The sequence below is a fragment of the Kitasatospora sp. NPDC004745 genome (assembly GCF_042873275.1).
GTDB lineage: Bacteria > Actinomycetota > Actinomycetes > Streptomycetales > Streptomycetaceae > Kitasatospora.
The window spans coordinates 126,594-152,396 of record NZ_JBIALK010000023.1; the positions used below are offsets into that span (position 1 = coordinate 126,594).

Consider the following 25,803-nt stretch of genomic DNA (forward strand, 5'->3'; position numbering starts at 1 on the left):
CGCCGTACACGTCACCAGGGCACGACGCCGGCGTCGTCGAAGAACCGGCCGGTCGGGCCGTCGTCGGGCAGGGTCGCGAGGGTGATGGCGATGGCCGCGCCCTGCGCGGGGGTGCGCACGCCGCGGAAACCGTTGAGGTCGGTCGCGACGTAGCCGGGGCAGCCGGCGTTGATCAGGACGTTCGTGCCGCTCAACTCCCGGGCGTACTGGAGGGTGACGGCGTTCAGGAACGTCTTCGACGGCGAGTACGCCGCGGCCACCGGGCCCGCCGTCCGCTCGGCGTCCGGCCCCGACTGCCGGGTGAGGGAGCCGACGCTGCTGGACATGTTCACGATCCGCGGCGAGGCGGAGCGGCGCAGCAGCGGCATCATCGCGTTGGTGACGCGGATGACGCCGATCACGTTGGTCTCCACGACCGTACGGACGGTGGCGAGGTCGACCCGGGTCGGCTCCTGCGGCATGCCGCCCGCGATGGCGGCGTTGTTGACGAGCACGTCGAGGCGCCCGGCCCGATCCTCGATCAGCCGTGCGGCGGCGGTCGCGCTCACGTCGTCGGTGACGTCCAGCGGCACGCCGAACGCGTCGACGCCGGCCGCGCGCAGCCCCTCCACCGCGGCCTCGCGGCGCCGATCGTCGCGGGCGCCGACGCCGACGCTCCAGCCGAGGGCGCCCAGGCCCGCGGCGATCTCGTAGCCGATCCCCTTGTTCGCGCCGGTGACCAGCGCGATCGTTCGTTCGCTCATGGAGACCATGCTGCTCCCGGACCCCGGCCGGGGTCCAAGACCGATCGGGTGGGCATCGATACCCTCCAGGTATCGATCCGGAGTACCGTGGCCGGATGGAGACCAGGGAACTGCGCTACTTCGTCGCCGTCGCCGAGGAGTTGCACTTCGGGCGCGCCGCGCAGCGGCTCGGGATCGCGCAGCCGCCGCTGTCACGGGCGATCCGGCAGCTCGAACGCCGGCTCGGGGCGGCGCTGCTGGACCGGACCAGCCGCACCGTCACGCTCACCGAAGCCGGCTCGGTGCTGCTGACCGAGGGCCGGGCGGCCCTCGACGCGGTCGAAGCGGCCGAGCGCCGGACCCGCCGCGCCGCTCTTCCCCCGGCCGGCCGCCCCGGCCTGGTCCTGGTCACGAAGGCCAGCGCGTCCCGCGAACTGCTGGCGGAGCTGCTGGACGCGTACGCCGCCGAACCCGGCGCCGCCGCCGTCGAGGTCCTCCTGTGCGGTCCGGCCGAGCAGGAACGACTGCTGCGCGAGGGCCGGGCCGACGTGGCGCTGCTGCACCGGCCGTACGACTCGACGGCCGGGTTTCACACCGAGGAACTCGGCACGGAGGGCCAGGTCGTGGTCCTGCCGGCCGGGCATCCGCTCACCGTCCGGCCCCATGTGCACATGGCCGACATCACCGGGCTGCCCGGCCTGCCCCTGCCGCGCTGGCCCGCCCCCGACGGCAGCTACCCGCCCGGGCCCGGCCCGCAGGTCCGCGACCACGCGCAGCTGCTGCAGCTCGTCGCGCTCGGCCGCGCCTGCGCGGTCTCACCGGAGTCGTGCCGGGACCGACTGCACGGTGACCTCGCCGCCGTCCCCGTACTGGACGCGCCGAAGGTCACCACGGTGATCGCCTGGCCGCCGCACAGCCGGTCCCGAGCCGTCGCCGACCTCGTCCGGACGGCGACCCGCCTCCGGTAGTTCCCGGTGGATCCCCCATGCCTCGGCCGAGGTGGCCCGGCTCGGCTGCCCGGGCCGGAGCGAGGCGCGTGGCGGCCCGGCGGTGCAGCCGCCGGGCCGCCACCGCGCCCGGCGGTCGCCGGTGCGGAACCCCGTTGCCCGCCGTCGGGGCCCGTGAGAGCATCGGGGTCCAACGGTCCGTCTCCTGCCGTCCACGCCCCGCGGGGTGAAGGGCGGAGTGCGGGCCATTGCCATGTCCGCGGTCGTGGGAGATCCACACCGCCCGCGCACGACAGGGACCGTTCGATGCACACGACAGAGCCGGCGGAAGCCCGCATCGAGGACTCGGGGACCGTCCTGGTCGCGCCCCCGGAGCTGCAGGACCACGAGGTGCTCAGGGGGTTCTTCGGGTCCACGATCACGCCGGAGGAGCTCGCCGCGGGCGCGGCCGACCTCGCGGGGAGGACCGTCTACCTCTGCGGCGACGTGTCGGGAACCAGCCGTCACCGACTGCGCGCGGCCGCCCGGGTGTTCGTCGTCCGGGAGCTGTCGCACGGCTACCGCGGGGACGCCGACGCACCGTGGACGCCCGTCGGCCTCGGCCGGGTCCCCGTCCGCGTGCACGGCATCGGCGTGTACTACCCGCGCTTCTTCGAGCCCGACGCCGACCACTTCGGACGGATCCGTGCCGAGCACGCGTTCCAGTCCCTGACCGAGTCCACCAAGCCCGGAACGGCCCACCGCAGCGGGATCTACCTGACGCCCGTCACGCAGGACCGGGACGAACTGCACTTCCGGCTGCTCCGGTGCTCCACGAACCTCTCCGGACCGACGGAGAACTTCCGCCCGACCGACACGCACATCGTGGAGGCGCTGAACCGCGAGGCCGCCGACGTCTTCCGCGGCCAGGCACCGCTGAACCACGTCCTCGCGCAGATCTACCACAACACCCGTGCCACGGCGGAGCGCAGGCAGTCCAAGGCCAGGATCTCGTCCCACGCCGACAAGACCAAGGACATGCCCGTCAACGGCATCATGGCCTTCTGCACCTTCTACGACCGGCTCGACCGGCTGCAGCCCCTGCCCGACGACGCCTTCGACCACGGCGTGAAGGGCACCAGCGGGCTGACCAGGCTCCACTTCCGCCTCAAGGAGCAGGCCGGCGGGCCGGACGGGCCCGCGCTCCCGCCGCAGTTCACCCTCACCCTCCACCCCGGCTCCGTGTTCTTCATGCCGCTGTCCACCAACCGCCTGTACACCCACGAGATCCGGCCCTCGGCGCTGGACGCCGAGCTGCTCCCGACCCGTCTGGGCTACGTGGTGCGCTGTTCGAGCACCGAAGCCGTCCACCGGGACGGCCGGACGTTCCTCAAGACGCCCGGGGGCCCGGTGCCGCTGGAGCCGTCCACCCCGGCCGGAATGGACGAGCTGCGCCGGCTGTACGCCGAGGAGAACCGCACCTCGGCCTTCGTCGACTACGGCCGGGAGTTCCTCTTCAGCATGAACGCGGGAGACTACGGTGCCCCCAACCTCTAGCCTCCCGGACGGGATCCTCTCCTGCACGCTCCCCGCGGAGGAGGACCTCTTCGCGGAGCTGTCCGCGTCGGCCCGGCTGGAGGACCTCGGGAAGGGCCGGCGCGGCGCCACGCTCACCAGGGTCGACGAGTCGGGCGGCGTGCCGCTCGTCCGCACCACCACGCGCTACGTCCGCCCGGCGCAGCGGTTCCGGGCGGTGCACGAGCGGCTGGCCCGGCGGATCCGGGAACACGCGGACCTCCCGGTGGACTTCGACAACGCCCTCGTCGAGTGCTACACGAACGCCTACCGGACCATGGGCGGCCACTCCGACCAGGCCCTCGACCTGGCCGACGGGTCGTTCGTCGCCGTCCTCTCCTGCTACCGGCACCCCGACGCGGGCCCGCCGAGGAAGCTGGTCTTCGAGTCGAAGGGGCCCGGGGGCGAGAGGTTCGAGGTCCCGCTCACCCACCACGGTGTCGTCGCGTTCTCCGTCGACGCGAACCGTCGGCTCAGGCACCGGATCGTCCTGGACGCGCCCGCCGGGGCGGCGGACAACCAGTGGCTGGGCGTGACCTTCCGGACCTCGAGGACCTCGCTGCGGTTCCGGGACGGGCATCCGTACCTCCCGCAGGGGGCGCGCCTCGTTCAGGCCGACGAGGAGCAGCAGCGCGAGTTCTACCGGCTGCGGCGCCGCGAGAACCAGGAGACGGACTTCGTCTACCCCCCGCTGACGTACACCGTCAGCGGGAGCGATCTGCTGCCGCCCGTCTGAACTGCGGCCCCTGACCGCCGGTTTCGCCCGGCCGGGCCGCCGGGGCCCGCCCCTCAGCCGGTGGGCCCGGCGGCCGGGTGGCGGTCCAGGACGGCTTCGACGATCCTCATCAGCCGCTCGCCCGCGCGCTCGACGCTCCCGTTCTGGACGCTCACCTGGGCCCCTTCGAGGAGGAAGGTGAGCTCCGCCGCCGTGTCCTGCGGATCGGGCAGCCCGGCCCGGACGCACAGGTCGGTGAGCCGGCGCAGCTGACGCACCTTGTGGGCCTCGATCAGCCGGCGCGCCGGGTGGGTGCGGTCGGGCAGCTCCGCCACGGAGTTGATGAACGGGCAGCCCCGGTGGGAGATCCCGGGGAGTCCGTCGGCGATGAACCGGGCCAGTCCGAGGATCTGCGCCCGGGGGTCGTCGGGGTGGGCCTGCGCCAGCCGGTCGAACGCGGCGGTGTAGTCGGCCGCGACGATCCGCAGCCACTCCTCGACCAGCGCGTCCTTGGTCGCGAAGTGGCGGTAGAGCGCCATCTTGGTGGTCTCGGCCCGGTCGGCGATCGCCTGGACGCCCACCGCCCTGATCCCCTCGCGCGAGAAGAGCTCCTCCGCCGCGTCGAGGATCCGCTCCCGGGGCGGCAGTTTGGCCACCCTGCTCTGTCTGCCGGCCCTGTCCATGTTCGCCGTTCGATATGGGCCCCGACGCCGACGAGGTCTTCAACGGGCTCGCCGTCCACGGCGTCCTCAGCCGCTCGGTGCGCGACAGCGCCACCCTGCTGGACCTCGTCCACGGCCCCGAGGCCGGTGACCCGTACACCGCGCCCCGGCCGGAACGGCCCTACTCCGAGGAGGTCGCCCGCGACCCGGGCAGCCTGCGGATCGGCCTCCTCACCCGGCCCTGGGGCGGTCGCGCCGTCGACGGCGCCGTCGTCGAGGCCACGCTGCGCTCGGCACGGCTCGCCGAGTCCCTGGGGCACCGGGTGGAGGAGGTCAGGGTCGACCTCGGCGTCGACTGGGAGGAGTTCGTCCTGGCCAACGCCCGGCTCTGGAGCACCAACCTGGTGACGTGGATCGACGACTTCGCCGCGGCCTTCGACCGGCCCGTCGACCCCACCACCCTGGAACCCGAGATGCTGGCCGCCTACGCCTTCGGCCGGCGGGTCAGCGGCACCGAGTTCGTCCGCGCGCTCGCGATGCGCAACGACGTGGCGCGCGCGATCGGCCGCCGCTTCACCGACCACGACCTGCTGCTCACCCCGACCCTGCCCGAACCGCCCGTCCCCCTGGGCACCTACGCCGACGGGGCCGAGGGGGCCGACGGCCTCGGCTGGACCGCGCAGCTCCTCCACCGCTCGCCCTTCACCGCCCCGTTCAACGTCGCGGGCACCCCCGCGATGTCCGTCCCCCTGGAGAGCGACCCGGCCACCGGCCTGCCGCTCGGCGTCCAGTTCGCCGCCGGGTACGGGCGCGAGGACCTCCTCTTCCGGCTCGCCGGACAGCTGGAACGAGCGGCCCCCTGGGCCGGGCGGACCCCGGCCGTGTGGGCGGGCACCGCCCACGACGCCTGACCGCACGGGCGGCGGGCGGGGGGCTACGGCGCAGGGGCTACGGCGGGGGGCTGCGGCCCCGGGGGCGACCGCGGCACCGACGGCCGAAATCCGTTTGACCGGGCCGGTCCGCGGCGGTGCACTGTGGCGGGACACCACAGGTCGTGGTGCCGGCACCCCGGGGAGACAGCGCAGCGATGGAGATCCGTCCCACCACCGAACAGGACCGCGACGTCTTCGTCGACACGCTCCACGCCGCGTTCGGGTTCTTCCCCGAGCCCCCCGTCGAGCCCGGGCACGGGGGCTGGTGGGCGGCGTACGAGATGGACCGCGGCCTGTTCGCGGTGGAGGCGGACGGTCGCCCCGTCGCCACCGCCGGCGCGTACTCCTTCGAACTCACCCTGCCCGGCGGCGCCATCGTCCCCGTCTCCGGGGTGACGGCCGTCGGCGTGCTGCCCTCGCACCGGCGCCGCGGCGTGCTCACCGCGATGATGCGCCGCCAGCTCGCCGACCTGCGGGCCCGCGGGGAGGTCCTGTCGGTCCTGACGGCCTCCGAGGCCACCATCTACGGCAGGTTCGGCTACGGCTGCGCGACGTACACGGAACAGCTGACCGTGCCGCACCACCGGGCCGCCCTCGCCCCGTCCAGGGCACGCGGCCGGGCCGGCGGCGCGGCGGGCGGCGCGGACGCCGGATCCGTCGAGGTGCTGGCGCGCTCCGCCTGCGGGGACGTCCTGGAGGCGGTGTACGACCGCTACCGCCGCGCGCAGCCCGGCGCGCTGTCCCGGCCGCACCGCTGGTGGCAGCTGGGCGCGGGGAAGCCCCCGATCGCCCCGGCGAAGCGCCACGTCGCCGTGCACCGCGATGCGGACGGCGTCCCGGACGGCTACGCCAGCTACCTGGTCGGCGACGGCCGCGTCCTGACGGTCGACGAGACGATCGCCGCCGACGACGCCGTCCACACGGCGCTGGCCCGGTTCGTGCTCGGGCACGACCTGGTGTCCGAGGTCGTGTTCAAGCACGTCCCGCCCGCGCACCCGCTGCGCTGGCAGCTCGCGGACTACGCCGCCGGCCAGCCGGGCAAGCACACCGACTGGCTCTGGGTGCGTCTGCTGGACGTGCCGCGCGCCCTGACCGCCCGCGGCTGGCCGACCGACGGCGAGCTCGTCCTCGACGTCGACGACCCGTTCCTGGGCGAGCACGGCCGCCACCTGCTCACCGTCCGCGGCGGCCGGGCCACGTGCGTGCCGACCGACCGCGAGCCCGACCTGTCCCTGGACGTCCGCGACCTGGGCGCGGTCTACCTCGGCGGCACCGCCCCCAGCACCCTGGTGCGCGCCGGGCACGTGCTCGAACACCGGCCGGGCGCCGCCGACCTCGCCGACGCCCTCTTCCGCGCCGAGCGCCCGCCGCACTGCCTGCACTGGTTCTGACCCCGCAGGCGGGGCGGGCCGCTGGTCCGTGGGGGCAGGGCCCGCCCTCACGGCTCACCGGCCGCCGGGCGGTCTCACTGGCCGACGCGGCCGTCGACGCATTCGCGCAGCAGGTCGGCGTGGCCGCAGTGGCGGGCGTACTCGTCGATCCGGTGCACCAGCAGCTCGCGCACCGCGATGCCGTCCCTCACCAGTCGCGCACCCAGGTCGTCGAACGGGGCCAACGCCGCGTCGGTCGCCGCCTGTTCGCGCTCCAGGTCGGCGAACGCGGCGTCGACCACGGCCCGGTCGCCGACCGCGCCGTCGAAGTCCGCGTCACGCGCGCCGTAGAGCTTCGGCAGCGGCTCCGCGTCGTCCAGCCAGGTCCGCCAGTCCCGCTCCACCTCGGCGAGGTGGCGGACCAGGCCGAGCAGGGACATCGTGGACGGCGGCACCGCCCGGCGGGCCAGCTGCTCCGCGTCCAGGCCCTCGCACTTCATCCGCAGGGTGATCCGGTAGTTCGTCAGGAAGCGCTGCAGGGTGGCGGCTTCGCCTTCGATCTCACCGGCCCCGCCGTTGTCGCGGGGGTCGTCGTCCGGGTCGGCCCACATGTCGGGGTGGATCGTCGCCCTGGTCCACCGCTCGGGTGCGTCGTCGCTCATGCGCGCGATGATCGCCGGTGCCCACGGCGTCCGCCACCGGGTCTTCCCGGGGCGGGGCGCGGCCGCCGGCGGTCAGTCCAGCGGGAGGACCATCTCCAGGATCCGGGCCCGCGGGTCCAGCGTGTAGGGCTTCGCGCCACCGGTGTGGGTGAATCCGCGGCGCAGGTAGAAGGCCGCGGCGCGGTCGTTCGCCTCATGGACGCCGAGCAGCATCCGCTTCGCGCCGCCCTCGGTGCGGGCCCAGTCGATGATCGCGTCCAGGAGGGCGTCGGTGGCGCCGTGCTCGCGGCCGCGGTGCGCGGGCGCCGTCCAGACGCCGATCAGGACGACGGTGGCGGGCTGATCCTCCTCGGGGACGGCCAGCATCGTGCCGACCCACGCGCCGTCGGTGTCCACCGCGACCAGGCCGACCCGGTCCGGCTGCGCCAGCCCCGCCGCGCGGGCCCGCCAGTCGGCCTCGCCCAGCGAGAGGGCGGCCTCGTGGGTCTCGCCGAAGGCCATCGGGAAGTCGAGCAGCTGGGCCAGCCGCACCTCCCGCAGGCGCTGCCAGTCCTCGACCCCGATCCGTTCGATCCGGTACCGCATCCGCTCGATCCCCCGTGGCCCGTTGCCGTGGTCGGCGGTGGTCGCCGCCGACCACGGCAGGATAGCCCGGGGTCAGCCCGGGCCTGCCGGGAAGGGGTGCCCGGTCACGGCGGGCCGGGCGGGGTGCCCGGTCAGGGCTTGATGCGGACCACCTGCGGGTCGTGGTCGCTCGCCTGCTCGGCGAACTCGGCGTTGATGTGCACCACGTCGTACTTGGCGTAGCCGACCTCGGGGCTGACCAGGATGTGGTCGAGCACCTGCGAGTTGCCCTGGTAGACGTAGGAGTACTGCTCGGTCTCCGGCAGCTCGTTGACCAGGTCGCGCAGCACGCCGTCCTTGGTGAGGGCGGCCAGCGCGGGCGAGAACTGGTAGTCGTTGAAGTCGCCGAGGGAGACGACGCGCGCTTCCTTGTCGGCGGCCAGCAGCTTGGCGACGAAGGCCTGCTCGATGGTGGCCTGCTTGACGCGCTGCACCTCGGAGCTGCGGGCCGGGGCCTGGAAGCGGCTGTCGATGCCCTGGTCGCCGCCCTTGCTGTTGAAGTGGTTGGCGATCACGAAGACCTTCTGGCCGCGGAAGCTGAACTGCCCGACCAGCGGCTTGCGGCTGTTCGTCCACGCCTCGTCGTTCGGCTCGATCCGGCCGGGCGAGGCGGTCAGCGCGGTGTCGGCGCCGGTGCCGGCCACGCCGACGGCGGTGGTGGCGGTGCCGCCGGCGATGTCCGTGAAGGAGACCCGCTGCGGGTTGAAGAGGAAGACCTGACGGATGTTGCCGCCGGGCTCGCCGCCGTCCTTGCCGTCCTGCGGGTCGATCGAGCGCCAGTCGTAGGCCGGGCCGCCGGCCGCCTTGATCGCGGCGATGAACTTGGCGACGGTCTGGCTCGCGTCGACCGTGCCGTCGCTCTTGCTGCCGTTGTCGTCCTGGATCTCCTCCAGGGCGACGACGTCGGGCGAGCGCAGGTTGGTGACGACGCCCTGGGCGAGCTCGGCGAACTTGGAGTCCGGGTTGCCGGGGGCCAGGTTCTCCACGTTGTAGGTGGCGAGGGTGAGTTCGCGGTCGCTCGCCTTCGCGGTGACCTCGCGCTGGAGGTGGTTGTCCTGCAGCGCGCCCATCGTGCCGGCGACGAGGGTGTAGCCGCCGAACTGGTTGTAGTCCAGCGGGCCGCTGGTGGTGCCCGTCAGCACGTCGCCCACGTTGGCGACCGGGAAGGGCTGCTGGGAGACGGCGGCCTGCTGCTGCACCATCAGCCGGCCGACGTTGGGCTCGGCGTACGACTCGTAGAGCACGCCGCCGCGCTTGCTGCGCTGGTCCTGCTTGTCGGCGGCGACCCACAGCTCGTTGTACTTGTCCGTGGCCTGGACGACCCGGACGTCCTTGACCTCGACGAGCATGCCCTCGAGCGACTCGTAGAAGTCCAGCGCGTACTTCTCCGGGTTGAGCGCCACCTGGTCGATGCTGCCGTCGGCGCCGGCCGTGGGGGCGTAGGTGCCGGGGATGTTGCGGGTGTCCACGACCACCGGGGCCGGCAGCGGGTTGCCGGAGGAGACCACGGTGACGGCGGGGCCGGTGATCTCGGTGACGGACTGCGAGCCGCCCGAGAAGCTCGGGTAGTACTCGGTGACCTTGCCGCTGACGAGGACGGAGTCGCCGACCTTCACGGTCGGGTTGCCGCCGGTGAAGACGAAGACGCCCTCGCTGGTGGCCGGGTCGGCGTCGGGGTTCGGGTCCTGGATCCAGAAGCCCTTGGAACTGCCGTACGCGCGCACGCCGGTGACGATGCCGGGCACGCCGGTGACGGGCTTGCCGGCCTGCGGGGATATCCGGGTGGTGCCCTGGACGTCGTGGATGCGCAGCGGCCCGGCCTCGGTCGGCGCGGCCGGGCCGGCGGCGAAGGCGGCCGGGAGCGGGACGAGCACCAGCGAGGCGGCCAGACCGGCCGGCAGGATCGCGGCGCGCAGCAGGGCCCGGCGGGGACGGGGGGCGGGAGCGGCGGTGGTCACCGGAGCATGACTCCTAGCTCGTCGCGCGGCATGTGGGTTCGGCGCGACGGTCGGGGGTGGCACGGGGGCCGGCGCGCGTGGGGCCGCCGGTTCGTGACGGAGGGTCGGGCGGATGCGCGCAAAACGTGCGCTACCCGCGTAGAGAGAGCAGGAGTCGGTCACCCGCCCCCCGCAGCGACCCAAAGATACGCGCGTAGAAAATGACGCGACAAGACCTTGACGGTGAACTTTCGCACTCCTCACAGCGGCCGATCGGGACAATCCGGCCTCCTGTGACGATCCGGACGCCACCGCGATGGCCCCGGCCGCCCGGCCCCGGCCACCGGCCGGCCGGGATTTCCTGACCACCGATCAGCACCCGCCCCGAGCCGCTACCCTCGGTCCCCGGGGGCGGAACTGAGGGGAAGACACACGTGCGGTTCGTTTTCGTTCACGGCACTGGCGTCCGGCGCGAGCGCCACGACCTCCTGTTCGGCCTCGTCGCCGAGCGACTGGGCCGGCGGTTCCCGACGGCGGCCGTCGACTCCTGTTACTGGGGCGACGAACACGGGGCGAGCCTCGCCCACGCCGGCGCCTCGGTGCCCGGCTTCCCGCCGTCCGGCCCGGCCGGACACCCGGGCACCACGGCCACCCCGCCCGACCGCGCGACGGCCGAGTGGCAGTTGCTGCTCGTCGACCCGCTGTACGAGCTGCGCCTGATCGCCGCGCTCGGACCGGAGCAGGCCGGCCGGGGGATGCCCGGCGTCCGCGCGGCCGGCTTCCAGACCGCCGACCTGCTCGCCGCACTCCCCCGGCACCCGGAGGCCGGGAGCGAACTCGCCCTGCTCCTGCACGCCACCGGCCTCGACGGCTCGTACCCGTCCGCACTGGACACCGTGGGCGCGTCGGAGGAGTTCCGGGGCGCGTGCGAGGCCACCACCGCGGCCGCCGCCGGCGATCTGGTCACGGCCGCCGGCCGGGCCGTCGTCGCCCGACTGCTCTCCCTGCACGCGGAGTCGACCCTCTGCACCGGAGCCGAGCGGGACCGCCTCGTCGAGCTCCTGACGAGCGCCCTCGGCGGCACCGGCCGCGGAGTGGTCGGCAGGGCGGCCAGGCTCCTCGGCGCGACGGCGCTGCGGATGACCCCGCAACCGTGGCTCGACCACGGCCGGGGCCGCCTCACCGCGGGCTCCGTCCCGGTGCTGGGCGACATCCTGCGCTACCAGGCCAAGGGCGGACCGCTGCGCGACACCCTGGCCGCGCACGTCACCGCCTCCGACGGTCCCACCGTGCTGATCGGCCACAGCCTGGGCGGTGTCGCCCTCGTCGACCTGCTCGCCCTCGCCGCCCTCCGCGGGAAGCCGCTGGGCGACGTCCGCCTGCTGGTGACGGTCGGCTCGCAGGCCCCGTTCCTGCACGAGCTCGGCGCCCTCACCGGGCTGCCCACGGGCGCTCCCCTGCCGGCCGGCTTCCCCCGCTGGCTGAACGTCTTCGACCGGAACGACCTGCTCGCCTTCCGGGCGCGGCCGGTCTTCGCCGGGGCGGACCAGGTCGTCGACCACGAGATCGACAGCCGCCAGCCGTTCCCGGTCTGCCACAGCGCCTACTGGAAGATCGACGACGTGTACGACCGGATCGCCGAGGAGACCAAGGCCCTGCGGTGACCGGACCGTTCGACGCACTGCCGGAGTTCCCGCCGCACCGGGTGCACGCCCTCGTCGTGGGCGTCGAGACCTATGACACCGGCCCCGACTGGGACCTTCCGGGCGCGGGGCGGGACGCCGCCCGGATCGCCGACTGGCTCACCCGGTGCGCTGGCCTGCCGGCCGCCAACGTCCGGCTGCTGCTGTCGGCCCCGGCCGGCCGCCACGCGCCCGCCGCAGGCGCGTACCCCGCCGGGGCGCCGTTTCCCGTCGGCGGCGCGCACCCCGCCGGGGCGCCGAACCCCGCGGACGGCGCACTCCCCGTCGAGGCCGCCACGGAGGCCAACGTCCTGCGCGTGCTCTTCCGTGAACTCCCCGCCCGGGACGGCGACCTGCTGTGGATCTACTGGGCCGGCCACGGGTTCCTGGACGGCACGGACCGGCTGATGCTCCCCTACACCGACGCCACCGAGCAGCGGACGAGCCACCTCAACCTCGGTTCCGCGCTGCGCTGGTGGCGGTCCGGCAGCGCACCCCCGGGCCGCTTCCGCCACCAGGTCGCGATCGCCGACGCCTGCCGGATCGACGAACGGCCGCTGTCCGCGTACACCTTCGGGACCACGGAGTACGGCGGCGCGACCACCGACCCCGACCGGCGCCAGTTCGTGCTGTACGCGAGCCGGGCCGCCGAGCAGGCGCGGAACGACGCCGAACGGGGCGCCGGACGGTTCACCGAGAGCCTGCTCGGGAAGTTCGCCGGCCGCGGCCTCGGCGAGGTCGTCCACGGGCTGCCCGGCATCGCCCGCGCCGTCCAGGCCGACTTCGCGCTGAGCCGGGCGGCCGGCGCCGGCGGGCAGCACCCCGAGTTCCTGGTCGACCGCGGATGGGACGGGTCCCCGGTCCTCGGCGACCGCTGGACGGCCCCCCGCCCGTCCGCCGAGGCCGCCCGCCTCGACCAGCAGGCCTGGAACGGACTCGGCGCCCTGCTCGCGGGGCGCCGGCTCCCCGACCACACCTACGACGCCTACCGCTGGGCCTTCGAGGTCGGGGGCTGCGCCGCCCCGCCGTCCCGGGCCCTGCCCTCCACCCAGCTGCTCGACATCGTCCGCGACCTCGACCAACGCCACGGCAACCCCGCCCGCCCGCACCTGGTGCCGGCCTTCCTCCGGCACCTGGCGGCCTGGAGCGACGACCGGCCGTGGGCCCGGCGCGCCGACTCCTGGATCGACGGCACCGTGACGAGGACGCGCACCCCCGCGGTCCCGCCCGCGCCGCCACGGCCCACCGAGGGGCCGGAGCTGCACGTGAAGCTGACCGAGGACAGCCTGGCCGGTGACCGCTACTGGGTCCGGATGTGGTTCCACGAGGCCGCGGCCGGGTTCCGCAGCCTCTGGGAGTCCGACCGCCCGTTGCCCCTGGCGGAGGTCCGCGACCACCTCACCGAGCAGCTCCGATCGCTGCTCGCCTCCCCGGGCCGGACGGGCGCCCCGCTCGGCCGGATCGAGTTCGACGTCCCCTATCCGCTGCTCGGCGAGGCCTTCGAGTCCTGGCGACTGCCGCTCGGCCGCCCCGGCCGGCCGGCCCGCGAACTCGGCGACCACTACGAGGTCGTCCTGCGCTGCCCGGACGAGCGGGTGGGGACCTCCGCCGAGTCGTGGCGGCAGAAGTGGCGCTGGTTCAAGGTCCACGGCGGCGAGCAGTCGGCCGCGGTCCACCGGGTCCGCGACCAGGACGTCTGCGAGGAGCTCGGACTGCTCCTCCAGAAGGAGTCGTCGCCGGTCGCCGTGCTCGCCGAGGTCTCCGAGCCGTACGTCGACGGCACCCTGGAGGCTGTCCTCGACGCGGGGGTGCCGATCGCCGTCTGGCCGCGACCGGCGGCCCGCCCCGCCACCACCGGAGCCGCCACCGGCAGCGGCGCCACCGACACCGGCACCTCGCTGGCCTGCCGCGACGTCCGCGAGCTCCCCCTGACCGTCCGCAGGCGGCGCCGGTGGCCGGACGGCCGCCCGCTCGCCCTCCTGTGGGACGACCCGGACCGGATACCCGAACAGCGGTTCGCGGGCGTGACGCCCCGCGCGGACGAGAGGACGAGCGAGCGGTGAACGACTGGTGGATCTACCAGGGCGAGGGGACGGCCCGGGACAGGCTCGACCGGCTGGCCGGGCGGCAGCCCCCGTGGCGGACCTACAGCGGCGTCCCCGACCCCGACCGGCCCCCGCCGGACACCACGGGCGAGGCCTGGCGGGACACCGTGCGCCGCGGGGCCGGCTACGTGCCGGAGCGCGCCGAGACCGAGGCCGTCAACACCGCGCTCTACCTGCGCCGGCCGCTCCTGGTCACCGGGAAGCCGGGCGTCGGCAAGTCGACGCTGGCGCACAGCATCGCCGCCGACCTGGGCCTCGGCCCCGTCCTGCACTGGCCGGTGACCAGCCGGAGCAGCCTGCGCGACGGCCTCTACCACTACGACGCGATCGGTCGGCTGCACGACGCCAACCTGCGCCACCTGGCCGCGGGCGGCCCGGAGCGGGCGCCGGACCCGGGCGGCGCCACCGCGCCCGGAGCGGGCGACATCGCCCGGTACCTGCGCCTCGGCCCGCTAGGGACGGCCCTCCTCCCGGCGGACACGCCACGGGTCCTGCTCGTCGACGAGATCGACAAGAGCGACATCGACCTGCCGGGCGACCTCCTCACCGTCCTCGAGGAGGGGTCGTTCGAGATCCCCGAGCTCGCCCGGGTCGCCGCCGACCGGCCGCGGGCACGCGTCGGCACCCACGACGACCCCACGGTCACCGCGCTGGTCGAGAACGGGCGGGTGCGCTGCCGCGCGTTCCCGGTCGTCCTCTTCACCAGCAACGGCGAGCGGGACTTCCCGCCGCCGTTCCTGCGCCGCTGCATCCAGCTCCACCTGGAGCCGCCGGACGAGGACAAGCTCACCCGCATCCTCTGCGAACGGCTCGGCCTGGCACCGGCCGAGGGCCAGGAACACGCCGACCTGGTCCGGGAGTTCCTCACCCGGCGGCGCGGCGGCGACCTCGCCACCGACCAGCTGCTCAACGCCGTCCAACTCCGCCTCAGCGGCGCCTGGACCAGCCCCGAGGACCGCTCGCGCTTCCTCGACACCGTGCTCCAGCGGCTGAACGGGCCCGTGACGCCGTGACGGGCGCCTCGTGATCGACGGTCTGCTCCGGGCGCTCCGGGCGGCGGGGGCCGAGGCCGGCCCCGAGGAGCTGGCCGACGTCCTCTGGCTCGCCACGATGATCGACGGCACCGTGACCGGCCTCCCGGACGCCGCCCCCGGCGGCGCCGCCGCCACCGCGACGGACGAGCCGCGGCACCGGGGCCGGGAGCGGACCGCGGCGCCCGCCGGACTCCTCTACCGCGACGATCCGGAGAACCGGGCCCGTACCGGGGTGGAGCTCGCCGGCGAGTCGGTCCTGGTCCGCCGGGCCCCCGCGCTGGACGACGCCCTCGGCGTGATGCGGGCCCTGCGACCGCTCGCCCGCGGGACGGTCCACTCGGGCCGGCCCGACCTCGACGAGCCGGCCACCGTCGACGCCACCGTCGAACGGCGGGTGCCGACGCCCGTCCTGCGCCCGGCCCGGGAGCGGTGGCTGGACCTCGCCGTCGTCGTGGACGGCCACCCCACCATGGTGCTCTGGCACGACGTGGTGACCGAACTCGTCCGGGCCTTCCGGCAGACCGGGGTCTTCCGCACCGTCCGCACCTGGCACCTCGGCGGAACCGGCGCCGACGGGGCACCGACCGTCGCCCGGACACCCGGCGGCCCGCCGAGCAGCCCCGCCCTCGTCACGGACCCCTCCGGACGCCGACTGATCCTGGTCCTCTCCGACCTGACGGGCCCGGGCTGGACCGGTCCCGGCCTGGCCGCGGTGCTGAGCCGCTGGGCGGCCGGCGGCCCGGTCGCGATCGTGGACGTCCTGCCCCGCCGGCTCTGGGACCGCGGCGCCGTCCGCCCCGAGGGCCGCCTCGTCCGCACCCCCCGCCCGGGCGCCCCCAACCGCACCTGGCAGAAGGCCGAACAGGGCCGCCGCCGGGTCACCGGCCGCCGGACCGGGCCGGACGACCGGGTGCCCGTCCCCGTCGTCTCCCCGACGCCGTCCTCCGTCGCGGCACTGGCCTCGCTCGTCGCCGGCAGCGGCCGGTGGACCCGGACCGCCTGCCTGCTCGTCGGGCGGCCGGACGGCACCACCGACCCCGCGCCCCCGCCCGGGGACCGGTGGCCGCCCACCGCGGACGACGCGCTGCGGCGCTTCGACTCCGCGGCCTCCCCCGTCGCCCGGCAGCTGGCCGGCTACCTGGCCGCCGTACCCCTCACCCTGCCCGTGATGACCCTGGTGCGGCGGGCCATGCTCCCGGGCTCCGACCACGGGCACCTGGCCGAGGTGGCACTCGGCGGCCTCTTCCTCCCCTGGGCCGACCTGCCGCCCGGCACCGACCTGACCGGGTACGCGTTCCGGTTCCGCCCCGGCGTCCGGGAGGCCCTCATCGGCGGCCAGAGCCGCCAGGACATCACGGCGGTGCAGGAGCTGGTCCGGCGGGAGGTGTCGGCGTACCTCGACCGGTCCCCCGTCGTGGTGGGCGAGTTCCCCGCCGTCGAGGTCCGCCCGGACGCCCCGGAGCCGGATCCCGTCGACCCCGAGGCCACCGGGACCCGCCAGGTGGACCCGGAGGACACCGGGACCCGCCCCGTCGACCCCGACGAGCTCCCGTTCGGGCAGACGACGCCCGCGAGCGCGGCGGCCGGGGGAGATGTCGACGATCCCGCAGAGATGCTCATCCTCGCGCTCGACATCCGTGGCTTCGGCGGGATCGAGGTGTCCCGGAGGAGGTCGGCCCGCCGGACGGCCACCTCGATCACCGACCAGGTGCTCACGAGGCTTGGGGTGTCCCCGGAGGAGCGGATCGTCCAGAGCACTGACGACGGGCTCATCGTCGTGCTGACCGGCGACCTCCCGCCCGGCCGGCTCGTGGCGGGAGTCGTCGAGGGTGTCGATCGCGTCCTCGCCGACCACAACCAGCGCTCGCCCCGCCACTACCTCTCCCTCCCCCTGGCCGTCCACCTCGGCGCGATCACGCCCTCCTCGTCGGGTGTGACCGGCGAAGCCGTCCGCACGGCCGTCCGGATCCTCGGTCAGGTCGGCCGGCTGGCGAGGTACCGCTCCGAGCCACGGGCATTCGAAGTCGGGCTCTCGGACGACGCGTTCGTCGAGGCGGCAACCGACCCGGGTTCGCACGGCTTCCTGGAACAGCTCCGATCGGTGCCGTTCACCACCGAGAGGGGGGAGGAACACTACTTCTGGACGCTCCCGCAGCCGCAGGCCACGACCGACCCCGGGCCCCCGAGGACGTTCACCGGACTCCTGGACAGGCTGGGCGAGTTCCCGCTGATCGAGTTCACCGGAGACCGGCGCACCACCGAGGCCCTCGACCGGACGGGCTACTCCCTGCGGCACATCCGGACCGCCTGGGAGGCCCTGCTTGCCCTCCAGGAGTACGCCGAGGAAGCCGTCCGCGGCCGGGTGCCCGGCGACTTCACCTGGTGGTGCGAGCACACCCCGCCCGGAAGTCAGGCCTTCCCCCCGGGGAAGGTGGCCCGTGCCGACCGGCGCATCACCATGGGCGTCTCCGAGAAGACCTACCTCGGCAGGCTGCTCCCCCTCCCCCGGGACATCCTCCCGGAGGGCCACGCGCCGATGGCCCACCTCAGGCTCGGTACCGGGGCGAACGGCTTCCGGATCTACTTCTACGACGACTGCTCGGGATCCGGGCGCATCTACATCGGCTACATCGGCCCCCACCTGACGCAGCGCTGAGCCGACCCTGACCGCACACCTCCCCGTCAGGCCGCCTCGATGCAGGCCACGACGTGCTCGCACAGCTCGTGGGTGCGCAGCGCGTCGTGGGCGTCGAGGGTCTTGCCGGTGCGGACGGCGTCCAGGAAGACGAGGACGACCTGCTCGATGCCGCGCTGGCGGGCCACCGGGACCCAGTCGCCGCGGCGGCGGACGGTGGGCTGGCCGCGGTGGTCGACCACCTCGGCGAGGTTGTGGACCTCGCGCAGGGAGTCGCCGCCGGAGACCTCCAGGACCTCCTCGGTGGAGCCGGAGCGGCGGTTCATGATGCCGAGCGCGGTGAAGCCGTCCCCGGCGAGGGTGAGGACGACGTGGTCGACCAGGCCGTCGCGCACGCGGGAGCGGACGTCGACGTGCTCGATCTCGCCGGGGAGGAGGAAGCGCAGGGTGTCGACGACGTGGATGAAGTCGTCGAAGACGAGCGTGCGGGCGGCCTCCGGGAGGCCCTCGCGGTTCTTCCGCAGCACGATCAGGTCGCGCGGGCGCTCCAGGGCCTGGGAGTAGCCGGGCGCGTGGCGCCGGTTGAAGCCGACCATCAGCGAGCGGCCCGTCCGGTCGGCGAGGTCGACCAGCCGGCGGGCGCCGTCGAGGGTGTAGTCGAGCGGCTTGTCGACGTAGACGTCGACGCCGGCCGTGAGCAGCTGCTCGACGATCGGCACGTGCTGGTCGGTGGCGGCGTGCACGAAGGCGGCCCGGATCCCGCTGCCGATCAGCTCGTCCAGACCGGTGAACCGCGCCTGCGCCGGCACCCGGTACTCGTCACCGATCCGGTCCAGCTTCGCGCCGTCCCGGGTCATCAACCGCAGGTCCAGCCCCGGCAGCCTGCCCAGCACCGGCAGGTACGCCTTCTGCGCGATGTCACCGAGCCCGATGACCCCGATCGGAAGGAGGCCGTCGTCGGGGGCGGGGCTCGAAGTCATCGCATTCTCCACGGGTACGGGCCGACAGCATCGCCCCCACCCTATTCACCGCGCCCGGCACCCCACCAACCCGGTACTGGTGCGGTGCGGTGACGGGACCGGCCTCGTCATCGAGCTCCTCACCGGCTCCCCCGAGGGCCGGCGACCGGGGTGCCGAGGTGTGCGGCGAAGGCGGCGGCGTCGGTCTCGGCGCCGAAGTGGTGGATCACGTGGTCACGGACGTGGTCCTGCTGGACGCGGGTGAAGGCCGCGCACGCGTCGTGGATGACGTGGGCGCCGTAGCCGCGGTCGTGGGCTTCGCGCAGGGTCGACTCCACGCACACGTGGGTGGCGAAGCCCGCCAGGTAGAGGTCGGTGACGCCGAGGCGGCGCAGGATCAGGTCGAGGTCGGAGGATCCGGCGAAGGCGCTGGCGCCCGCGCGGCCGCGCACCACCGGCTCACCGGGAGCCGGGTGGAAGCCGTCGGCGAACTCCACGCCGGGGCTGCCCTGGATCCAGGTGCCGGCCGCGGGGATCGCCGCGCGCAGGCCGAGGCGCGCCGGGGTCCAGCTCTGCAGCTCCGGCGCGCCGGGGGCGAGGAGGAGCGGCACGTGCACGACGGGCACGCCGTGCGCACGGGCGGCGGCCAGCGCGGCGGCGGCGCCGCGCACCGCGGTGTCGAGCAGGTCGCGGTCCTCGACGAGGTGGTTGAGGCGGCCGTGCTCGGGGTCGAGCCACTCGCGCTGGAACTCGATGAGGACGAGGGCGGCGTTCGGGCGTGCGGACGTGACCGTCATGGTCGGGCTCCTTGCGCAGAAATCTCCAACTGACGAGTTGGAGATTAGCGCGAACGCGACCCGTTTCCAACCAGTCAGTTGGAATCGGGTCGCGAGGGATCGAAGCGCGCGGGACCGGCGCGCGAGACGGGGCGTGCAGGATCAGAGCCCTGCAGCGGGATCAGAGCGCGAGCCGGCGCACCATGTCCACGACGGCGGCCCGCCGGCCGGCCGGGTCCTCGTCGGCCGTCCGGCCGGTGATCATCCGGACCAGCTGCGGCGCGGTGAACTGCCAGCCGGCCAGCGCCACGACGGCGTACAGCAGCTCCTCGGGCGGCAGCGGGGCACCCGCGGATCGCGCCCCCTCCCCGCGCGCACGGGAGACGGCGGCGACCTTCTCGGCGTAGTGGGCGGCCCGCAGCTCCTCACCCGCGACCGGCGAGGCGGCGTCGCCGCACAGGGCCTCCCACTGCAGCAGGCGCAGAAGGTGCGGATGGGCGAGGTGGTAGTCGAACACCCGCCCCGCGTACTCCGGCAGGTCCGGCGCCCGGCCGGTCGCCTCGTCCTCCATCGGCACCGCCGCCGCGAGCTGCTCCAACTCGCGCTGGACGACGGCGGCGAAGAGCTGCCGCTTGCCGCCGAAGTAGGGGTAGATCCGTTCCTTGTTGATCCCGGCCGCGGCCGCGATGCGATCGATCCGCGCGCCCTCGGGCCCGTGCGCGGCGAACTCGTCCACGGCGGCGTCGAGCAGCAGCGCCTTCGTCCTAGCGGTGTCCCATGCCATGCGGCCAGGATACGGAGCACCCAACCGGCCGGTTGGAATCGGGAGGTCCGGCCCGGCTCGCGCTCGGTCCGCGGCGCCCTAGCCGTTCGGCGGCGTGTCCGTCGGGGTCTGGGAGAGGGTGAACCAGGTCGTCTTGCCCTCGACGGCGGGGCGCACGCCCCAGCTGTCGGCGAGGGCGTTGACCAGGAACAGGCCGCGGCCGGACTCGGCGTCCTTCTCGGCCAGCCGGGGGTGCGGCACCTGCGGGCTGCGGTCGGCGATCTCCACGGCGAGTTCGCAGGTGTGCCGGTAGAGGCTCAGCCGGACGGGGCCCTCGGCGTGCTGGACGGCGTTGGCCACCAGCTCGGAGGTGAGGAGTTGGGCGTCCGCGGCCCGGTCGGACCCGCCCCAGGAGGCGATCACCTTGCCGACGAAGGACCGGGCCTCGGGCACGGAGGCGGTGATGGCCGGCAGGTCGATCGCGGCGGAGGCGAGGGGCGCCCTCGGCAGCCGGGCCAACAGCAGGGTGACGTCGTCGTCGTGCTGGGCGGCGTCCGGGAGCACGAGGCCGAGGACGTGGTCGGCGGCGGCCTCCAGGTCGTCGCCGCCGGTGAGGGCGCCGCCCAGGATCGCGGTCAGGTCGGTCAGGCGCTGCTCGATGTCGCTTCCGGGGGTCTCGATCAGGCCGTCGGTGTAGAGGGCGAGCGTGGTGCCGGGCGGCAGGACGACGGAGTTCTGCTGGTGCGGCACGCCGCCGACGCCGAGCGGGGCGCTCACGGGGGCGTCCAGCCCCCGGACCGGTTCGCCGGGGGCGGTGACCAGCACGGGCAGGTGGCCGGCCGAACAGACCGTCACCTCCCGGGTGTCCGGAGCGATGACGAGGTAGCAGCAGGTGACGATCTGGTCGGGGACGTCCAGGCCGGCGACGAAGGTGTCCAGGGCCTGCATCAGCCGCCACGGCTCCAGCCCGACCGCGGCCAGCGCGTGGGCGGCGGAGCGCAGTTGGCCCATGACGGCGGCCGCCTCCAGGCCGCGGCCCATCACGTCACCGATCATGATCCCCACCCGGCCGGCGCCGAGCGGGATGAGGTCGAACCAGTCGCCGCCCACGCCGGCGCCCTGGGTGGCGGGCCGGTACCGGTGGGCGGTGGCGAGGCCGGGGATGGCGGGGGGCGTGCCCATCAGGCTGCGCTGGAGGGTGAGCGCGATGTGCCGCTGCTGTTCGTAGAGCGCGGTGAGTTCGGCCTCCACCCGCTTGAGGTCGCTGATGTCGCGGATGATGGCGCACGCACCGGTGACGAGGCCGTCGGCGCTGCGGGTGGGCCAGAGCGTGACGTCGACGTCCAGCAGCCGGCCCAGCCGGGTGGCCCGCAGGGTGCCGAAGTGCTCGGCCTTCTCCCCGCCGCGCAGCCGGTCGAGGACGGCACCGACCTCGTCGCGCCGGTTCGGCGGCGCCAGCAGGCTGACGTGGCAGCCGACGGCCTCGGCGGACGTGTACCCGTAGAGCCGGTGGGCGGCGGCGTTCCAGTAGGTGATGTCGCCGTCGAGGGTGATGGCGAGGATGGCGTCCTGGGAGGACTCGACCAGCCCGGCCAGTTCGTTGATCCGCTGCTCCGCGGCCTTCCGTTCGCTGACGTCGCGGACGGCGGCGGAGACCAGCGGGCCGTCGACGGTCTCCAGCGGGCTGAGGCTGATCTCGACGGGGAACTCGGTGCCGTCCTTGCGCAGTCCGTGCAGTTCCAACCCGGCGCCCATGGGCCTCAGTTGGCGGTTGGCGGCGTAGTGCTCGCGGTGCCGGACGTGGTGCGCGTGGAACCGGCCGGGCACCAGCAGTTCGACCGGCCGCCCGAGGAGCTCCTCGCGCCGGTAGCCGAACAGCGCCTCCGTCTGGGCGTTGACGAGCCTGATCGTCCCGGTGTCGTCGACGATGACCATGGCGTCGGGCGCGGCCTCCAGCAGCCCCCGGCACCGTTCCTCGGCGATCTCCGATGTGCCCCTGCCGGTTCTGGCCGGATCGTCCGCCGTCCCGCCCGCCTGTGTCATGCCGACCTCAGCTGCCTCAGTGGTGGTGGTAATTTCGGGCAATCCCACCGCACTTCCGGCTGTTTCGAGACAGGGTGTCGCGTACTGGCACCGAATCGTCCGAACCTGTGCGCACGGTGTCGGAACCCGACCGATCCGGGCAGGAGGTGGCGTTCCGGCCACCGGCGTCACCGGTCAGCGGAACCTCGCCACGCCCGGCGCGCCCGGCAGCGACGGCGGGCAGAACGACTGAGCGGCCGGTCGGCGACCCGCGAGGCCGGGGACGTGCACCCCGGTCAGCGACCCGCGAGGTCGGGGAAGTGCACACCGGTGAGCTCCTCCGAGACGTCCCACAGCCGGCGGGCCGCGGCGTCGTCGAGGGCGCGCGGGCTGAGCCGGGCCGGGGCCGGGTAGCCGCGCAGCTCGCCGCGCCCGTCGGGGCCGGTGTAGCTGGCGCCGGGCAGCGGCTGGGTGGCCGCGTACAGGGAGGGCAGCGCGCCCTGCTGCTCGGACTGGGCGATCACGCGGTTGGCGATCGCCATCATCAGGCGCTGTCCGGCACCGGCGGCACCGCTCTGGAGGTTGGTGGCGGCGTAGCCGGGGTGGGCGGCGTGCGCGGTCACCGGGGATCCGGCCGCGGTGAGCCGCCGCTGGAGCTCGCGGGTGAACAGCAGGTTGGCCAGCTTGGACTGCTGGTAGGCCCGCCAGGGGCGGTAGGAGTTCCGGGAGTCGAGGTCGTCGAAGTCGATGTCGACCCCCGGCCTGCGGTGCGCGTTGGAGGCCACGGTGACGACGCGTCCGGTGATGTGCGGCAGCAGCAGGTTGGTCAGGGCGAACGGGCCGAGGTGGTTGGTCCCGAACTGCATCTCGAAGCCGTCGACGGTGCGGGCCTCGGGGATCGCCATGACGCCGGCGTTGTTCACCAGGACGTCGAGCGGGCCCTGCCAGCCGGCGGCGAACGCGCGCACCGAGGAGAGGTCCGCGAGGTCGAGCCGCCGCACCTCGGTGCTCCCGGGCAGGGTCCGGGCGAGCGCCTCGCCCCGGCCGGTGTCCCGGACGGCCAGCACCACGTGGGCGCCCGCTGCGGCGAGTTCCCGTGCGGTGACGGCGCCGATTCCGCTGGTGGCGCCGGTGACGGCGATCGTGCGGCCGGTCTGCGGAGGGAGGTCCGCGGCGGTCCAGGCCCGGGGGCGTGTGCTCATGTCGCCAGGCTGCCACCCCACCCCGATGTTGTCAATGACAACATTGGAGTGGCGGGCCCACCGGCACCCGGCAGCCGCCGCCCGGCCCCGGCCACCGAATCCCCATAGACTGGCCGGGAGGTTCCGGGGCCCTCCCCGAGCGGGGCCCGGACCGGACCGGCCCCGCCGTTGCGGAGGTGCGAGGTGCCCGGAGAGACGAAACCGCAGCGGGTCCGTGCCGCCCGCACCGCCGCGGCCGCCACGGTCCGGCGGTTCCCCTTCACCGTCGCCGTGTGCGCGGTGATCCTGGTGACCGGACTGGCGGTCGGCGGCCTGTGGCACTCGGTGTCCGACCGCTCCTGGTACCCGGACGTGGCCTACGGACTGCCGTCGTTCGAGGCGGGCCGCTGGTGGACCCCGGTGACCGGCGCCGTACTGTGCGCCACCCCCGTCGACTACCTGCTGGTACTGCTCGGGGCGGCGCTGCTGGTCGGGCTGGCGGAGTCGCGGCTCGGCACGCGGTGGGCCGCGGCGGTCACCGTCGCCGGCCAGCTCGGCGCCGTCCTGCTGGCCGCGCTGCTCCTGCTGGTGCTGCGCCGGACCAGCTGGTCCTGGGCCGTCGAGCAGTCGCACGCCCTGGACGTCGGCCTCTCGGCGGGTGCGCTGTGCGCCGGGGCGGTGGTGTCGGCGGCCCTGGCCTCGCCGTGGCGCCAGCGACTGCGCCTGGGCCTGATCGCCTACGTCGGGGTGTGGCTGCTCTACGTCGGCGGTCTGGTCGAGCTGGAGCACGCGCTCGCCGTCGCCGGCGGCCTGCTGGCCACGCACTGGCTGAGGGTGCCCGGCGCGCATCCGACCTCCGGGCACCTCAGCCGCCGGGAGTGGCGGCTGCTGGCGGTGGCCGGCCTGGTGCTGATCGCGACGATCCTGGTGGTGGTCCGGCTGTCGCCGAGCCGCGGCCCGCTCGGCGACACCGCGGGGCAGGGCGGATCGGCCTGGAACGTCCTGATCTCGGTGGCCCTGATCGCACTGCTGGTCAACGGGCTGCGCCAGGGGCGCCGGCTCTCCTGGCAGTGGACGGTGCTGCTCTGTCTGGTCAACGCCCTGCTGGGCCTGGTCGTGGCCGTGGTGTACGTGATCGGGAAGATCCTCGGCGAGCAGGTGACCGTCACCGGTGCGGCCGTCTTCGTCCCCACCGCCGTGTTGTGGACGGCGGAGCTGCTGGTCCTGCTCGTCGGCCGGGAGGCGTTCCAGGCGCGGCGGCCGCACCGCTGGCTGCCGCACCGTTCCGGGGCCGGCCGCACCGCGGCGGGCGGCACCGCGGCGGGCGGCTCCCCCGGCGCCGGCCGGCCGGCCCCCGCGGCGGAGGCCCCTCCGCAGGAGCAGGCCGCGGACCTGCTGATGCGCCGGGGCGGCGGCAACCTGTCCTGGATGACCACCTGGCCGGACAACTCCTACTTCTTCACCCGGGGCGGCGGCCCGTCCGGGAACGGACCGCCCCGGGACGTCCCGTCCTGGACCGGCCCCGCCGGGGGCGCGTCCCCCGGGAACGCACCCGCCGGGGGCGCCCCGGCCGGGACCGACGGCGACGGTGAGGGGTACATCGCCTACCGGACGCACGCGGGCGTGGCGGTGGCGCTCGGCGACCCGGTCGGCGCCGCGCCGGGCCGGGCCGCGACGATCACCGGCTTCGCCGAGATGTGCGACCGCGCGGGCCTGGTGCCCTGCCTGTTCTCGGCCGGCGAGGAGACCGCGGCCGTCACCGACCGCCTGGGCTGGCGGGCCGCCCAGGTGGCCGAGGACACCGTGATCGAGCTGCCGGACCTGGAGTTCCGCGGCAAGGCCTGGCAGGACGTGCGCACCGCGCTCAACCGGGCCCGGAAGGAGGGCGTCGAGTTCCGCCTGGTCGCCCTGGCCGACCAGCCCCGGCAGATCCAGTCCCAGGTCCGGGGGATCTCCGAGGAGTGGGTCGGCGACAAGGGCCTGCCGGAGATGGGCTTCACCCTCGGCGGGGTGGAGGAGGCGCTGGACCCCCGGATGCGGGTCGGCCTCGCGATGGACGCCGACGACCACATCCACGGCGTGACGTCCTGGATGCCCGTGTACGCGGAGGACGCCTCGCCGCGCGGCTGGACGCTGGACATGATGCGCCGCCGGGACGGCTTCCGCCCGGTCGTCGAGTTCATGATCGCCTCCAGCTGCCTGGCCCTGCGCGAGGACGGCGCCCGCTTCCTCTCGCTGTCCGGCGCTCCGCTGGCCCGCACCGGCACCGCCGACAGCCCAACCGTCCTGGACCGGATCCTCGACCAGCTGGGCGGCGCCATGGAGCCCTACTACGGCTTCCGCTCCCTGCACGCCTTCAAGGCGAAGTTCCAGCCCCGCTACGAGCCGATGTACCTGCTCTACCGCGACGAGGCGGACCTGCCCCGGATCGGCCTGTCCCTGCTGCGCTGCTACCTCCCCTCGGCCTCGGTGCGCGACCTGCTCAAGGTGCCCGCGCACCGGGCCTGATCCCGCAACGAGC

At 74.7% G+C, this 25,803-nt stretch carries 19 protein-coding genes and 1 pseudogene; 10 read left to right on the forward strand and 10 right to left on the reverse strand.

Annotated elements, in window-relative coordinates:
- Nucleotides 1-11: 11 nt before the first annotated feature.
- Complete coding sequence (locus ACFYUY_RS30380) at nt 12-743, reverse strand: SDR family oxidoreductase (protein WP_360210297.1); 732 nt, start codon at nt 741-743, stop codon at nt 12-14.
- Nucleotides 744-838: 95 nt separating this feature from the next.
- Between ACFYUY_RS30380 and ACFYUY_RS30385 the strand changes: the two genes are divergently transcribed.
- The 3 genes from ACFYUY_RS30385 to ACFYUY_RS30395 all read left to right on the forward strand — a co-directional run bounded on the left by ACFYUY_RS30385 (nt 839) and on the right by ACFYUY_RS30395 (nt 3,959).
- Complete coding sequence (locus ACFYUY_RS30385; protein ID WP_360210295.1) at nt 839-1,690, forward strand: LysR family transcriptional regulator; 852 nt, start codon at nt 839-841, stop codon at nt 1,688-1,690.
- Between the two features lie 285 nt (nt 1,691-1,975).
- Nucleotides 1,976-3,205 carry a hypothetical protein gene (locus tag ACFYUY_RS30390; RefSeq protein WP_360210293.1) on the forward strand — a complete coding sequence of 410 codons (1,230 nt, stop codon included), beginning with the start codon at nt 1,976-1,978 and terminating at the stop codon, nt 3,203-3,205.
- The gene (locus ACFYUY_RS30395) at nt 3,189-3,959 is read left to right on the forward strand and encodes a hypothetical protein (protein WP_360210291.1); all 771 of its coding nucleotides are present in this window, start codon (nt 3,189-3,191) and stop codon (nt 3,957-3,959) included. Before ACFYUY_RS30390 ends, ACFYUY_RS30395 begins: the two co-directional genes overlap by 17 nt.
- 53 nt (nt 3,960-4,012) lie before the next feature.
- Here ACFYUY_RS30395 and ACFYUY_RS30400 read toward each other — a convergent pair whose 3' ends face one another.
- Nucleotides 4,013-4,621: a TetR/AcrR family transcriptional regulator gene (locus ACFYUY_RS30400; protein ID WP_387905377.1), complete on the reverse strand. Its 609-nt coding sequence runs from the start codon at nt 4,619-4,621 to the stop codon at nt 4,013-4,015.
- A 14-nt stretch (nt 4,622-4,635) separates the two neighbouring features.
- Here ACFYUY_RS30400 and ACFYUY_RS30405 point away from each other — a divergent pair.
- Both ACFYUY_RS30405 and ACFYUY_RS30410 read left to right on the forward strand, forming a co-directional pair.
- Nucleotides 4,636-5,511 (forward strand): annotated as a pseudogene (locus tag ACFYUY_RS30405) (amidase); the annotation flags it as partial.
- Nucleotides 5,512-5,687: 176 nt separating this feature from the next.
- Entirely contained in the window at nt 5,688-6,923 is a 1,236-nt protein-coding gene (locus ACFYUY_RS30410; protein ID WP_387905379.1) for a GNAT family N-acetyltransferase, read from the forward strand.
- A 74-nt stretch (nt 6,924-6,997) separates the two neighbouring features.
- On the opposite strand, the gene ACFYUY_RS30415 is transcribed toward ACFYUY_RS30410, so the two are convergent.
- The 3 genes from ACFYUY_RS30415 to ACFYUY_RS30425 all read right to left on the reverse strand — a co-directional run bounded on the left by ACFYUY_RS30415 (nt 6,998) and on the right by ACFYUY_RS30425 (nt 10,146).
- Nucleotides 6,998-7,564: a DinB family protein gene (locus ACFYUY_RS30415; RefSeq protein WP_387905382.1), complete on the reverse strand. Its 567-nt coding sequence runs from the start codon at nt 7,562-7,564 to the stop codon at nt 6,998-7,000.
- 72 nt (nt 7,565-7,636) lie between these two features.
- Nucleotides 7,637-8,149 carry a GNAT family N-acetyltransferase gene (locus ACFYUY_RS30420; RefSeq protein WP_387905383.1) on the reverse strand — a complete coding sequence of 171 codons (513 nt, stop codon included), beginning with the start codon at nt 8,147-8,149 and terminating at the stop codon, nt 7,637-7,639.
- Nucleotides 8,150-8,280: 131 nt separating this feature from the next.
- Nucleotides 8,281-10,146: an endonuclease/exonuclease/phosphatase family protein gene (locus ACFYUY_RS30425; RefSeq protein WP_387905386.1), complete on the reverse strand. Its 1,866-nt coding sequence runs from the start codon at nt 10,144-10,146 to the stop codon at nt 8,281-8,283.
- Between the two features lie 413 nt (nt 10,147-10,559).
- Between ACFYUY_RS30425 and ACFYUY_RS30430 the strand changes: the two genes are divergently transcribed.
- From ACFYUY_RS30430 to ACFYUY_RS30445, 4 genes are read left to right on the forward strand one after another with little or no spacing between them, the layout of a single operon-like run.
- The gene (locus tag ACFYUY_RS30430) at nt 10,560-11,789 is read left to right on the forward strand and encodes a hypothetical protein (RefSeq protein ID WP_360210277.1); all 1,230 of its coding nucleotides are present in this window, start codon (nt 10,560-10,562) and stop codon (nt 11,787-11,789) included.
- A complete protein-coding gene (locus ACFYUY_RS30435) occupies nt 11,786-13,870 on the forward strand; it encodes a hypothetical protein (protein ID WP_387905389.1) in 2,085 nt (694 codons plus the stop codon). The genes ACFYUY_RS30430 and ACFYUY_RS30435 overlap by 4 nt, the downstream gene beginning before the upstream one ends.
- On the forward strand, nt 13,867-14,925 hold the full coding sequence (locus ACFYUY_RS30440) for a MoxR family ATPase (RefSeq protein WP_360210273.1): 1,059 nt from the start codon (nt 13,867-13,869) through the stop codon (nt 14,923-14,925). Before ACFYUY_RS30435 ends, ACFYUY_RS30440 begins: the two co-directional genes overlap by 4 nt.
- 10 nt (nt 14,926-14,935) lie before the next feature.
- Complete coding sequence (locus ACFYUY_RS30445; RefSeq protein ID WP_387905391.1) at nt 14,936-17,602, forward strand: SAV_2336 N-terminal domain-related protein; 2,667 nt, start codon at nt 14,936-14,938, stop codon at nt 17,600-17,602.
- A 26-nt stretch (nt 17,603-17,628) separates the two neighbouring features.
- Here ACFYUY_RS30445 and ACFYUY_RS30450 read toward each other — a convergent pair whose 3' ends face one another.
- The 5 genes from ACFYUY_RS30450 to ACFYUY_RS30470 all read right to left on the reverse strand — a co-directional run bounded on the left by ACFYUY_RS30450 (nt 17,629) and on the right by ACFYUY_RS30470 (nt 23,303).
- Nucleotides 17,629-18,561 carry a Gfo/Idh/MocA family protein gene (locus ACFYUY_RS30450; RefSeq protein WP_387905394.1) on the reverse strand — a complete coding sequence of 311 codons (933 nt, stop codon included), beginning with the start codon at nt 18,559-18,561 and terminating at the stop codon, nt 17,629-17,631.
- A gap of 119 nt (nt 18,562-18,680) precedes the next feature.
- A complete protein-coding gene (locus tag ACFYUY_RS30455) occupies nt 18,681-19,337 on the reverse strand; it encodes a cysteine hydrolase (RefSeq protein WP_387905395.1) in 657 nt (218 codons plus the stop codon).
- A gap of 160 nt (nt 19,338-19,497) precedes the next feature.
- Nucleotides 19,498-20,100 carry a TetR family transcriptional regulator gene (locus ACFYUY_RS30460; RefSeq protein ID WP_387905398.1) on the reverse strand — a complete coding sequence of 201 codons (603 nt, stop codon included), beginning with the start codon at nt 20,098-20,100 and terminating at the stop codon, nt 19,498-19,500.
- 78 nt (nt 20,101-20,178) lie between these two features.
- The gene (locus ACFYUY_RS30465; RefSeq protein ID WP_360210258.1) at nt 20,179-22,122 is read right to left on the reverse strand and encodes a PAS domain S-box protein; all 1,944 of its coding nucleotides are present in this window, start codon (nt 22,120-22,122) and stop codon (nt 20,179-20,181) included.
- A 275-nt stretch (nt 22,123-22,397) separates the two neighbouring features.
- Entirely contained in the window at nt 22,398-23,303 is a 906-nt protein-coding gene (locus ACFYUY_RS30470; RefSeq protein ID WP_387905399.1) for an oxidoreductase, read from the reverse strand.
- Between the two features lie 183 nt (nt 23,304-23,486).
- Here ACFYUY_RS30470 and ACFYUY_RS30475 point away from each other — a divergent pair, with 183 nt between their 5' ends.
- A complete protein-coding gene (locus ACFYUY_RS30475; protein ID WP_387905401.1) occupies nt 23,487-25,790 on the forward strand; it encodes a bifunctional lysylphosphatidylglycerol flippase/synthetase MprF in 2,304 nt (767 codons plus the stop codon).
- Nucleotides 25,791-25,803: the final 13 nt, after the last annotated feature.